10 protein-coding genes are annotated in these 12,635 nt (G+C 69.4%); 4 read left to right on the top strand and 6 right to left on the bottom strand.

Annotation, left to right across the window (positions count from 1 at the left end; translation table 11 throughout):
* Positions 1-119 precede the first annotated feature (119 nt).
* Together iniR and ACXPWS_RS27700 are read right to left on the bottom strand one after the other, a co-directional pair.
* Positions 120-2,570: an isoniazid response ATPase/transcriptional regulator IniR gene (iniR, locus tag ACXPWS_RS27705; RefSeq protein WP_458709723.1), complete on the bottom strand. Its 2,451-nt coding sequence runs from the start codon at positions 2,568-2,570 to the stop codon at positions 120-122.
* 6 nt (positions 2,571-2,576) lie between these two features.
* Entirely contained in the window at positions 2,577-4,418 is a 1,842-nt protein-coding gene (locus ACXPWS_RS27700) for an Hsp70 family protein (RefSeq protein WP_458709722.1), read from the bottom strand.
* A gap of 197 nt (positions 4,419-4,615) precedes the next feature.
* Here ACXPWS_RS27700 and ACXPWS_RS27695 point away from each other — a divergent pair, with 197 nt between their 5' ends.
* The 4 genes from ACXPWS_RS27695 to ACXPWS_RS27680 all read left to right on the top strand — a co-directional run bounded on the left by ACXPWS_RS27695 (position 4,616) and on the right by ACXPWS_RS27680 (position 9,950).
* Complete coding sequence (locus ACXPWS_RS27695; RefSeq protein WP_458709721.1) at positions 4,616-5,143, top strand: Rv0340 family IniB-related protein; 528 nt, start codon at positions 4,616-4,618, stop codon at positions 5,141-5,143.
* A 257-nt stretch (positions 5,144-5,400) separates the two neighbouring features.
* Entirely contained in the window at positions 5,401-6,492 is a 1,092-nt protein-coding gene (locus tag ACXPWS_RS27690; RefSeq protein ID WP_458709720.1) for an IniB N-terminal domain-containing protein, read from the top strand.
* A 78-nt stretch (positions 6,493-6,570) separates the two neighbouring features.
* On the top strand, positions 6,571-8,415 hold the full coding sequence (locus ACXPWS_RS27685) for a dynamin family protein (RefSeq protein WP_458709719.1): 1,845 nt from the start codon (positions 6,571-6,573) through the stop codon (positions 8,413-8,415).
* Between the two features lie 41 nt (positions 8,416-8,456).
* Positions 8,457-9,950 carry a dynamin family protein gene (locus tag ACXPWS_RS27680; RefSeq protein WP_458709718.1) on the top strand — a complete coding sequence of 498 codons (1,494 nt, stop codon included), beginning with the start codon at positions 8,457-8,459 and terminating at the stop codon, positions 9,948-9,950.
* A 39-nt stretch (positions 9,951-9,989) separates the two neighbouring features.
* On the opposite strand, the gene ACXPWS_RS27675 is transcribed toward ACXPWS_RS27680, so the two are convergent.
* Genes ACXPWS_RS27675 through ACXPWS_RS27660 form a run of 4 tightly spaced genes read right to left on the bottom strand, consistent with a single transcriptional unit; the run spans position 9,990 to position 12,630 of the window.
* A complete protein-coding gene (locus ACXPWS_RS27675) occupies positions 9,990-10,400 on the bottom strand; it encodes a hypothetical protein (protein WP_458709717.1) in 411 nt (136 codons plus the stop codon).
* Positions 10,401-10,440: 40 nt separating this feature from the next.
* Positions 10,441-11,379, bottom strand: a complete 939-nt coding sequence (locus ACXPWS_RS27670) for an LLM class F420-dependent oxidoreductase (RefSeq protein WP_458709716.1) — start codon at positions 11,377-11,379, stop codon at positions 10,441-10,443.
* A 10-nt stretch (positions 11,380-11,389) separates the two neighbouring features.
* A complete protein-coding gene (locus tag ACXPWS_RS27665; protein WP_458709715.1) occupies positions 11,390-12,013 on the bottom strand; it encodes a TIGR03085 family metal-binding protein in 624 nt (207 codons plus the stop codon).
* A 59-nt stretch (positions 12,014-12,072) separates the two neighbouring features.
* Positions 12,073-12,630 carry a hypothetical protein gene (locus ACXPWS_RS27660; RefSeq protein ID WP_458709714.1) on the bottom strand — a complete coding sequence of 186 codons (558 nt, stop codon included), beginning with the start codon at positions 12,628-12,630 and terminating at the stop codon, positions 12,073-12,075.
* Positions 12,631-12,635: the final 5 nt, after the last annotated feature.

Here is a 12,635-nt window from a genome sequence, read left to right as displayed (position 1 = left end):
CCGCTAGCAAGGCTGACCTAACTCACCATTTGTCACCTTGTCGGGGTCCGGACGGCGCCCTCCTGACATGGGTCCGCCGGTACCGCAAACCGCCCGATGTGGTGGTCACCACAACGCGCTCAGCCGGGGGTGCCGACCAGGGCCCGCAACATCGAGAGCATCTCCGACCGCGATTCGGCGCCGAGCCTGCGCCGGATGCGTGCCACGTGGTGCTCGACGGTCTTGGCCGAGATCAGCAGCTGATTGCCGATATCGCGATAGGGCATGCCCGCCACGACCAGCTCGGCGACCTCACGCTCCCGGTCGGACAACCGGGCCCAGGTCGGCGTCGACGACGCCGGTTGCACGGGCGTGCGCGCTGGACCGCTCGGCACATCCTGTTCGGCGACGTCGGATTTCAGGTCGCGCGCCAACTGCAGCATGGCGCCCGAGATCTTGCCGTCCGGTGTGTGCAGCGCGGCCTGGCTGGCCAGCCGGGTCGCATCCGAGGTCAGCCCGAAGCGGGTCAGCCCGCGCGCCGCGACGCTCACCTCGTCGGGGTCGACCTGATTGGCCAGCACCTTCAACCAACACCGGCCGGCGGTGGCCAGGCTGCGGGCGAACGGACTGTGCGCGGCCGCCGCAGCCAGCGCCTGACCGTGCGGGGCCACCGCGTCGGGGGAGTTGGCCAGGATCCCGGCGTGCACGCCGGCCCAGTGCAGCGGCACCGCCCACAGCACCGGCGTGCCCAGCGCATCCAACAAGGCGAAGGCCTCGTCGATGTGGCTTTGCACCCGGTCGACCTGGCGTAGACGTGCGGCGGCGACCCACAGTTCGCCCAGTGGCAGCACCGAGTAGATGTCCAGCGAGTATTCGGCGAGCACGTCCATGGCGGCGTACCAGTGCTTCTGCACCGCGCCACCGTCGCCGAGCCGGCGTGCGATGGCCGTCCGGAGGGCTGCCGCCCACAGCGCGTCGCGACGGTGCAGCGACTCCGGCACTGCCGCCGCGTCGGCGCCGGCCGTACTCAGCTGGCCGTCCTGCATGCGCACCCACCCCAGCAGCAGCCGGTGCCGGTGCGCGGTGAAGCCGTGATCGTCAGCCGAGTCGGTGGCCGCGGCGCGCGTGATGATGCTGCGCGCCCGCACCGCGTCGCCGCCGTGCAAGGCAGCGAGGGTGACCAGCGCGGCGGGGCTGTCGGGGGCGACCCCGGCGTCCGGGCGGTCGGCCGCGATCGACTGGCTCAGCCGCCCGATCGCGGCGGCGAACGGCTGGTCCAGGGTCTGCAGCAACCCGTCGGCGAGGCTGCGGGCCGCCCGGGCCGAAGATGTCGGCGGACCGCCGTCCTCGACGGCCAGTGCGGCCCGGGCTGCCGCCGCATCACCGGTGCCGATGGCCACGATCGCCGCGGCCGACGCGACGAAGGGATCCGGGTACGGCCCGAGCCAGCCGAACAGCTCGGCGGCTTGGCGGGCCGCGCCGTCATGCGCGGCGATGCTGGCCGCGATCCGGACCGCGGCCGCGCGCTCGCCCGCATCGGCCGAACCGAGCAACTCGTCGGCCAGTCGGGCCGCGGTCGCGCAGTCACCCGTCATGGCTAGGGCATCGGCCAGCCCCGCGCTGTGCGCCCGGGGACCCGCGCCTGCTTCGGCGGCGGCCCGATACAGCCGGGCCGCCCGCGCCGGCTGGCTGCGGTTGTCGGTGGCCAGGGCGACCAGCGCATCGGCGAGCAGGGTGTCCCGCAGCCCGTGCTCGGCCAACCGCAGCGCGAGATCTGTTGACAGAACGCCCATTTCGCTCTGCGACCGGAGCAAGGATATCTCGATCTCGTGATGCCGTGCAGATCCGAGGATTTCGGCGACCGCACGGTGCAGGATGCCCAGGAAAGGTCTGCGGTGCGCCGGGTCGATCAGCCCGGTGGCCCGGGCCCGGTCCATCAGATCCTGCGCGGCGCCGGCGTCGAGAGTCAGCGCGGCGGCGATATCGTCCGCCCCCACACCAGGGCTCAATGAACACAGCGCCACCGCGTCCAGCACCGCCCGGTCCATCCGGTGCAGCCGTTCCACCAGGGCCACGCGGGTGGCGGCACCGATGACGGCACCGGCGGATTCTCCGTCGGGTGCGCTGATGGCCCGCGCCACCGGGCCGAGTAGGAACGGCAGGCCGGCGGTGGCCGCGTGCACCGTGCGCACCAATTCAGTTGGGATGCCGGTGAATTGACTGGGCGGCAGTGGACCCAGTGTCGCCACCGGGTTTTCCCGGGCCAGCGCGGTGAACAGCGCGCTCAGCGGGCCGCGGTGGGCCAGCGGCTCGGCGGCCACGACGACGGTGCGTTCCGGTTGCGCGACGAGTTCGGCGAGGCGGGTCAGTGACGCATCGTCGAGCAGCTGCGCATCGTCGATGACGATTGCCGCCCCGCCGGTTTCGGGCTCGGGTGGCACCGAGGACAACACCGGGCGGTCCGCGCCGCGCAGGGCGGCGCGCACCTCGGCGACGAGCGTCGTCTTGCCCGTGCCGATGCCGCCGGTCACCAGCACCTTGCCCGGCTGGGTCGGCGCGTCGATCAGGGCGGCGATCGGATGACCAGCCATGTGTGGCTATTCGCCGCTGGATTCGAGGACCGTCGTCTGCGGTTTCACGGTGACCGCCGCCTGCGCCGTCGTCGTGACGGGCTCCGGCGCCTTGGTGGTCGTCGGGGGCGCGGCCGACGTGGTCGGCGGTTTCGTCGTGGTCGTGGGCGGCTGCGTGGTGGTGGTCGGCTGCGTCGTCGTCGTGGTCGGCGGCGTGGTGGTCGTGGTGGTGGTCGTGGTCGTCGTCGTGGTCGTTGTGGTGGTCGTCGTCGAGCTGGTGGTGGACGGGGTCGTCGTGGTGGTGGTGCTCACCGGCGGCGGCGGAGGTGGGACCTCCGATGTGGTGATGATGCCGTCGGACCCGGTCCTGGTCACCGTCTCCGTGGTCTGCGGGGCCGCGGTGCTCTCACCGGGCTGGGTGGAGAAGCTCGTCGCCGTCTCGATGACGGTGCCGCCGGGCCCGCTGGTGCCGGTCAGCGTGACCGCCAGGCCACCACCGGCCAACAGCACCGCCGCGGCGGCCGCCCCGAACAACAGCGGCGGGCGCTTGTACCAGGGCAGCGGCGCTGCGACGTCCTCGTGCTCGTCTTCCGGAGTGAACGCCACCTCCGGCCGGGCGTCGCTGAATCCGGTGGCGTAATCCGGCCCCTCGTACGGCAGTGGCTCACCGGTGGGAATCGGGTTGTCCTCGGACCAGGCCAGCCCCGGGGCCGCCGAAGTGGGCGGTGCGGCATCGCCGCCGGCCCACCCGGCCGCGGCTCCGGCACCGGCCCATCCCATGGTGGGGGCCAAGCCGGTCGGGGCGGCATCGGCGGGGGCGGCCGGCGCCAAACCCGTTGCGGCAGCGGCCTCGGAGGCCAACCCGGCCACCAGTGCCGCGCCGACGGCGGTGTTGACCTGCGCGTACGGGGTGGTGATCACCGGCGCCTGGAGTCGCTCGGACAGCCGCTGGGTGACCAGCGGAATGGCCGCGCCGCCACCCACGGTGGCCACGGCCGACACGCTGGAGACGGGAATTCTGTTGTGCTGCAACACTTCGTCGACCGCATTGAGCAGGCCGCCCAGCGGTCCTTCGATCAGCTGTTCCAGCTCGGGGCGGGTGACCCGGATATCGGAGGTGAAGCCGGGCAGGTCGGCGGACACCACGGCGGCGGTCTCGGCGGACAGCCGCTCCTTGGCGCGCCGGCACTCATCACGCAGCCTGCCCAGCGACCCCACTGCCGCGGTGCTGCCCGGGTCGGCGTTGCTCGCCTCGGCGATACCGGTGATGACATGGTTGAGCAGCGCCTGATCGATCTGATCCCCGGAGAAATCCGGGTAACGCTGCGTGGTGCCGATCGGCGCCAGACCCGCGCCCGCGTCGGCCAGCGTGATACTGGTGCCGCTGCCGCCGAGATCGATCAGCGCCACCACACCTTGGCCGGGCAACCCGGGACCGCTGCGCAGGCCGGCCAACGCGGCCACCGAATCCGGCACCAACGTCGCCGACGAGAGAGCGGGTTTGGCGCGCAACGCCACCTGCAGTCCGGCGATGGCAGCCGGGCTCCAGTGCGCCGGCGCGGCGATGGTGATGGGTGCGCCGCCGCCGACGGTGTGCGCCATGGCATCCAGGGCTTCGGCGAGCACCTGGTCGCCGCGATGCGAGGAGCCGTCGGAGGCCACCAGCGGGATGGGATCGCCCACCCGGTCCACGAATCCGCCCAGCACCAGACCGGGCTGATTCAGATTCGGATTCTCGCCGGGCACACCCACCTCGGGGGCGCGGTCGTTGAACAGTGTCAGCACCGCACGGCGCACGACCGGTGGCCGTCCCTCGCGGGCCGCCACCAGATTGGTCGTCCCGATCGACAACCCGAGCGAGTCGCCCATGTGATCTCCTTGTCGACAGCCGTGACGCCCCCACCTTAGTGGTAGCCGAGGCCGGTCGACGTCAATCCCCCTAACGTGTCGAAACCCCTAACGGGGCATCCCCTAATGCGGCCGAAGCGGAGGTGGGTTCGACACCGATTTGCGCCCCTACGTGCGCCGATAGCATCGACTCAACCCACAGAAAGGACGGTGACACGATGGCGAACGAACTGCTGGACTTCGTGATGTCGCTGGTGCGTGATCCCGACGCTGCCGCCCGTTACGCCGCGGACCCGCATCAGGCCATCGCCGATGCCCATCTGACCGATGTGACCACCGCGGACGTCAACCACCTGATCCCGGTGGTCAGCGAATCGCTCCCGTCGGCGGTGCCGTCGGCCGGCGCCGACCTCGGATTCGGTAACGCCGACAACGTCTGGACCAGTGGAGCCGCGACGGCGGCCTTCGATTCGTTCGGCGACTTCGGTGCGGTGAGCGATCACGTGCCGGTGGTGGTCACCGATGACCTGCACTCCGCCGTCAGCGACCTGCCCGGCAGCTTCGACCACGGTGTGCCGGTGACGGTCGACGACTACTCCGCCGACGTTCCGAACTTTGCTGTCGATCCGCACCCCGTCGATGACATCCCCGTCGTCGACACCGGCTTGGACACCCACTGGAATGACGCCGCCGGGGTCGATCACCACGCACCGCTCGAAGATGGCGGGTTCGACATCTTCGACTGACATTTCCCGGAAAGCCCGTCCACCTGCGCTTCAGCGCTCGGTGGGCGGGCTTTTTGGTGTCCGCTCACAGCACACCCCCAATATCCCCTAACCCCCTAATGGGGGCACCCCCTACACCCCTGATGGGGGCAATGAAGGGAGGGGTTCCGGCCCCGTTTCAGCCGGGGTGCGCACTCCATATCGTTGTTCTCAGTTCGCCGGACCACCCGGAAACGAGACCAGACAAGCATCAGAAAGCCACCAAGAAAGGCACTCCAATGACCACTCTCATCGACTACATCCTCGACCTGTTCCGCAGCCCGGACGTCGCCGCGGCCTTCGTGGCCGACCCCGACCAGGCCCTGCGCGATGCCGGCCTGCCGAACGTCAGCGCCGCCCAGCTCGCCTCCGTCGCCGCCAGCGTGGCACCGGCAGGCGTTGCACTCGGCAACGGCGACCCGGTGTACGGACTGCAGAGCGCGGTCTCCAGCTACCACAGCTTCGCCTCGCCGTTCTCGCCGCAGACCTCCTACACCTCGGCCCCGACCTTCGCGCCGCAGACCGACTTCGCCAGCCACAACAGCACCGATTTCGCCAGCCACAACAACGTGCCGCTGCTGAGCCCCAACCAGGACGCCGGCGCCAACGCCCAACAGGGCGCGTTCAACCTGGGTTTCGGTGACATCACCCTGTTCGGCAGCAAGACCACCACGACGACGACCGCCACCAACGGCGGCGTCGTGGTCGACGGCGACACCCACGGCAACGTCACCACCGGGCACGACAACACCATCGGCGACGGCAACACCAACGTCCACGACGTGCTGACCGGTAGCCACTCCCCGGTCATCGTCGGCGCCGGCAACCAGGTGCACGACAGCTCGCAGACCGCAGGCGGCGACGTCATCTCGCATAACAGCGGTCCCGTGATCAAGGACGTCGACACCAGCGGCGGCAACGGCGGCGGGGCGAGCGCCGGCGGCGGCATCCTCGGCGGCGGCCATGCCAGCGGTGGCAACGCCGGCAGCGGTGGCAGCATCGTGATCAACGACAGCCACGGCTCCACCAACACCACGTCCGTCGGCGGCAGCCAGACCACCGTCGGGCACGATCTGGGCAGCGGGAACACCAGCGTGGTCGACACTTCCAGCCACAGCACGACCACGACGACCACCACGGTCAGCGGGCACTCGACGATCGACAACTCGGTGCACGCCGACAGCTCGGTGCACGAGGACAGCTCGGTGCACACCACGGTGACCGACGAGTCGGTGCACCAGGCCGGTGGCATCAACACCTACGCCGACACCGACCTGCACAACAACACCACCACCAACATCGAACCGCACACCGATTTCCACGCGTTCTGATCGACACCACCGATGGCGGGGACCGCAAGGTCCCCGCCATCTGGCGCGCATACCGTGTGATGGTCAGGAGAGGACGACATGACACAACCTCAGGACCGCAGCGCTGCGGCCGGCCGGCCGGCCAGATCAGTCGAAGTGATCGTCGAACTGATCGACCACACCTCCAGGATCGCCGGCGCACACGACCGTGGCGACCTGGTGCAGCGCCTGCAGACCGCCAAGGACCGGATCACCGACCCACAGATCCGGGTGGTCATCGCCGGCCAGCTCAAGCAGGGCAAGAGCCAGCTGCTGAACTCGCTGCTGAACATGCCGGTGGCCCGCGTCGGCGATGACGAGAGCACCGTGCTGGCCACCGTCGTGTACTACGCCGAGACCCCGACGGCCCGGCTGGCGGTCGCCCGCCCCGACGGTGAACCGGAATTCGTCGACATCGACATGGCCGAGCTGCGCAACGACCTTCGCAACGCCCCGGCGGCCGGTGGCCGGGAGGTGTTGCGCGTCGAGGTCGGGGTGCCCAGCCCGATGCTCAAGAACGGACTGACCTTCATCGACACGCCCGGTGTCGGTGGGCACGGGCAGCCGCACCTGTCGGCCACCCTGGGTTTGTTGCCCGAGGCCGATGCGCTGCTGATGGTCAGCGACACCAGCCAGGAGTTCACCGAACCCGAACTGACCTTCCTGCGCCAAGCCGTCGAAATCTGCCCGCTGACTTCGATTCTGGCCACCAAAACCGATCTGTACCCGCACTGGCGCGAGATCGTGGCGGCCAACACCGCGCACCTGCAGCGCGCCGGGATCGATATCGGAATCACCCCGGTGAGTTCGGTGCTGCGCGGCCATGCCATCACGCTCAACGACAAGGAACTCAACGAGGAGTCCAACTTCCCGGCGCTGGTCGCCTTCCTGGGGGACAAGGTGATGTCCCGCGAAAACGACCGGGTACGCGACCATGTCGTCGACGAGATCCGCGCCGCGGCAGATCATCTGGCGCTGGCCGCGGATGCCGAGCTGTCGGCACTCAACGATCCCGACACCCGGGAGAAGCTGACGGCCGACCTGGAACGGCGCAAGCAGGAAGCTCAGGACGCGCTGGCCCAAACCGCGCTGTGGCAGCAGGTGCTCAACGACGGGATCGCGGACCTGACCGCCGATATCGACCATGACCTGCGAAACCGGTTCCGGCACATCACCGCTCACACCGAGAGGGTGATCGACGGGTGCGACCCGACCCAGCACTGGGCCGAGATCGGCGCCGAACTGGAGGAAGCCATCGCCACCGCCGTCGGCGACAACTTCGTCTGGGCCTTCCAGCGCGCCGAGGTGCTGGCCGCCGACGTGGCCCGCACCTTCACCGAGGCCGGTCTGGACGCCATCGAGGCGCTGCACGTCAGCGCCCGCGAGATGGGGGCCAACCTGGGCGAGTTCAAGGCACTGGCGCGCCTGGATGCCAAGCCGATCAAAACCGGCCACAAGATCGTCACCGGGATGCGGGGGTCCTACGGCGGTGTGCTGATGTTCGGCATGCTGACCTCGTTCGCGGGCCTGGGCATGTTCAATCCGCTGTCCTTGGGGGCGGGACTTCTGTTGGGGCGCAAGGCCTACAAGGAGGACATGGAGAACCGGATGATGCGGGTGCGCAATGAGGCCAAGACCAATATGCGCCGCTTCGTCGACGATGTCTCCTTCGTGGTGAACAAGGAGTCGCGAGACCGCTTGCGCGCCATCCAGCGTCAGCTGCGCGATCACTACCGCGGTATCGCCAACCAGACATCGCGCTCGCTCAACGAGTCGCTGCAGGCCACGTTGGCGTCGGCCAAGCTGGAGGAGAACGAACGCAACACCCGGATCAACGAGCTCGAGCGCCAACTCAACATCCTGCGACAGGTCATCGACAACGCCGACAAATTGGCCGCCGGCTGATTCCCCGTCGCATCGCCGGCCCGTTAGGCTGAATTTCGGACATGAGCACCAGCGACAACGTGCGCGCCATTCTCGGCGGCACCATCCGGGCGTACCAGGCCGATCCCGCGTACCGGGATCGGCCCGACGTGCACAACGAACTGCAGCGGATCGGCACCCGGCTCAACGAGCCGATGCGCATCGCGCTGGCCGGCACGCTCAAAGCGGGTAAATCGACCCTGGTCAACGCGCTGGTGGGGGAGGACATCGCCCCGACCGATGCCACCGAGGCCACCCGACTGGTCACCCGGTTCCGGCACGGCCCCATCCCGAAGGTGACCGCCAATCACCGCGGCGGCCGGCGGTCCAACGTGCCGATCGCGCGGGATCCCCACGACAGGGGCCTGACCTTCAGCTTCGACGGCCTGGACGCCGCGGACGTGGAGGACCTGGACGTGCAGTGGCCGGCCGCCGAGCTGATCGACACCACCATCATCGACACTCCCGGCACCTCGTCGCTGTCGCGCGATGTGTCGGCGCGCACGCTGCGGCTGCTGGTTCCCGAGGACGGCGTGCCGCGGGTCGACGCGGTGGTGTTCCTGCTGCGCACCCTCAATGCCGCCGATATCGCGCTGCTCAAGCAGATCGGTGAACTGGTCGGTGGCTCCGCAGGTGCGCTCGGGGTGATCGGGGTGGCCTCGCGCGCCGACGAGATCGGGGCGGGCCGGATCGATGCCATGCTGTCCGCCCGCGATGTGGCGACCCGGTTCACCGCCGAGATGGAGAAGACCGGCATCTGTCAGGCCGTGGTCCCGGTGTCGGGCCTGCTGGCGCTGACGGCACGCACCCTGCGCCAGAGCGAGTTCGTCGCGCTGGAGAAACTCGCCGGCGTGGAGCCGGCGGAGCTGACCAAGGCGATGCTGAGCGTGGACCGGTTCGCCAGGGAGGACAGCTCGCTGCCGGTGGATGCGGCGACCCGGGCCGCCTTGCTGGACCGGTTCGGCATGTTCGGCATCCGGATCTCCATCGCCGTGCTGCGCGCCGGGATCAGCGATTCGGTGGCCCTGGCCGACGAGCTACTGGAACGCAGCGGGCTGATCGCGCTGCGCGACGTGATCGACCAGCAGTTCGCGCAGCGCTCGGATCTGCTCAAGGCGCACACCGCGTTGCTGGCCCTGCGGCGGTTCGTCCAAGTCAACCCGATCTATGCCGGCAGGCAGATCCTGGCCGACATCGATCCCTTGCTGGCCGATGCGCACCCGTTCGAGGAATTGCGATTGCTGAGTCAATTACGTTCCCGGCCAACGACTTTGAACGACGAGGAGATGGCCTCACTGCGCCGCGTGATCGGCGGGTCGGGGACCGATGCGGCCAGCCGGCTGGGGCTGGATTCCGCGAATCCGTACGACGGCCCGCGGGCGGCTTTCGCGGCGGCGCAGCGCTGGCGGCGCCGTGCCGATCATCCGCTCAACGATCCCTTCACCACCCGGGCGTGCCGGGCGGCGGTGCGTAGCGCCGAGGCGCTGGTGGCGGAGTATCACGCGCAGGGCCGATGAGCGCCTGCGCGAAGAGCGACACACAAGGGTAATGGCCACCTACGGCGGCGGGTACAGCGTCCTGGTCTCGTTCAGCCGGGGCCGCCGGCGCGTCGTGGTCTCGTCTCCGGTGGTCGTAGTGTGCCTCGTCTGGGGTCCCTGAGACGGAGTCGTCGAGGTCGACGAAGTGGTCGAGGACGTCGTGGACGACGTGGTGGCGTCCGGATCGTTGATATCGGTGGTGGCCGGCGGGCTGGTGCTGGTGATCGTCTCGGTGGTGGTCGTGGCCGAGGAGGTGGAATGGTCGGAGAAGCTCGGCGTGACGAATTCCTGCGGTGCCTGCTCGGGCTGATCGAACTGGCGGGTGACGAACAATGCACCCAGAACGATCAGCGCCAGGGCGGCCAGGGCGGCGACGCTGGCGGCGGCCAGGGTGGACGTGCGCTCATGCCACTTACGCTCGCCCGTCACGGGGACCGATAGTAACCGCGCAGCCCGGGTACCTGCCGGGTCAACCGAGTTGGCCGATGACCTCGGAGGCGAAGAAGTCCAGGTGATCGAGATCTGCCATGTCCAGAACCTGCAGGTAAACACGCTGGACGCCGGCCGCGGTGAAGGCGCCCAGTTTGTCCACGATCTCTGCCGGGGTGCCCACGGTCGGGGAGTTACCGCGCATCTCGTCCAGCTCGCGCCCGATCGCCGCCGCCCGCCGGGACAACTGGGCTTCGTCGCGGCCGGTGCACAGCACGAAGGCCGCCGAGTAGGTCACCGAGTCCGGTGCGCGCCCGGCCGCGTCGACGGCCGCGGCCACCCGTTCGAACTGGGCGGTGGTGGCCTCCAGCGAATCGAACGGGATGTTGAACTCCGTGGCGAACCGGGCGGTCAGCGCCGGGGTCCGCTTCGGCCCCTTTCCGCCGATGATGATCGGCACCGGGGTCTGCACCGGCTTGGGCAGCGCGGGTGAATCCTTGACGGTGTAGTGCCCGCCGGCGAAGTCGAAGGTTTCGCCGACAGGTGTTTCCCACAGCCCGGTGAGGATCTGCAGCTGCTCGGTGAGCCGGTCGAACCGTTCGCCCAGCGGCGGGAACGGGATGGCGTAAGCCTGGTGTTCGGCCTCGAACCAGCCCGCGCCGATGCCCAATTCCACTCGGCCGCCACTCATTTCGTCGACCTGGGCGACGGAGATGGCCAGCGGGCCCGGATGCCGGAAGGTGGCCGAGGTGACCATGGTGCCCAGCCGGATGGTCGAGGTCTCCCTGGCGATACCGGCCAGCGTCACCCACGAATCGGTGGGGCCGGGCAGCCCGGTTCCGCTCATCGCCAGGTAGTGGTCAGACCGGAAGAATGCCGAATAGCCGAGCCGTTCCGCGGTCTGGGCTACGGCGAGCTGATCGCCATAGGTGGCACCCTGCTGCGGTTCGACGAAGACGCGGAAGTCGGTGGTTCCCATGCCCTCAACATTAGAGGCCGCGGCGGGCCGCCCGCACCGCGGCGACGGCGTCGTCGTCGCCGTGCAACGTCACCTGCGCGGGTTCGCGGCCGGCAGCGAACAGCAGCAACTCGCCCGGATCGCCGGTGACCGTCACGGCGGCGCCGCTGCCCGCACTGGCGAGCACCTTGCCGTCCGGGGTGGACAGGCTCACCCGGGCCGGCGACTTGGACAGCGTCATCCGGGCGAACTGGGCGACCTGACGTGCCAGCGAAGACACCGTCTCATCATCGAGAACCCTTGGCTGCCAGTCTGTTCCAGCGCGCCGCACATCCTCGTGATGAATGAACATCTCGGCGACGTTGACCAGGGCATCGAGCAGGATGAACGGGGAGTAGACCGGCGGACCGGAGGCGACCTTGTCGATCAATTCGGCCCAGTCGTTGGATGCGGTCACCTGCTCCTGCACCTTGGCGGTGTAACCGGCCAGGGCGGGAACCAGGATGCCGGGTGCGGCGTCCATCCGGCGCTCCCGCACCACCAGGTGGGCGGCGAGATCGCGGGCGGTCCAGCCTTCGCACAGGGTGGGTGCGTCCGGGCCGGCTTCGCGCATGGTCGCGACCAGCGCGGCGCGCTCGCGCCGTGCCACCGTCATCTACTGATCCCGTCGCTTCGCTCGCCCAGGGCATCGATCCCGTCGCTTCGCTCGCCCATTCAGAAGACCTCTACTCCCTCGATGCGCACCAGCATGCCGTGACCCGTGCCGTCATTGGTGAACCGGGTGCCGTCGGCGGACGCGACGATGGTCCAGTCCAGCGCCCGATAGGTTCGGTAGTCCAGGGGCACCGCGGGGATGTCGCCGAGATTGCCCAGGATCCAACGAACTTGGCCGTCGGAGGTCAGCCGCACGCCGTTGGCGGGTGCGCCGTCCACCTCGGGGGCATTCTGGAACTGCGCCTCGCATCCCACCTCTGCGGTGGAGATCTGACACCGGGTCAATCCCGACTTCGTCTCGATGAAGACGTACCCGTTCTGCGGGGCGAGGGTGTCGGTCCCCGGCGGCATCGCGGTGGCCGATGGGGATGGGGCCGCCGGACTGGACGGGCTGGGGGGAGCCAGCGTGCTGCGGCTGGGCCGTGGGGTCTGCACCGTCGGTTCGATACCGTCGGTGTTCGGCGATCCGGTGGGGTTGCCGTGGATGAAGTCGGAGCAACCGCTCACGCCGACCACGATTGCGGCCGCCCAGACCGCTGCTCGTATCCCCTGGCCCACACGTC

It is taken from the genome of Mycobacterium sp. BMJ-28 (genome assembly GCF_054404835.1).
Note: the sequence above shows the minus strand (reverse complement) of the source record. Positions and strands in the feature narration are given on the sequence as shown.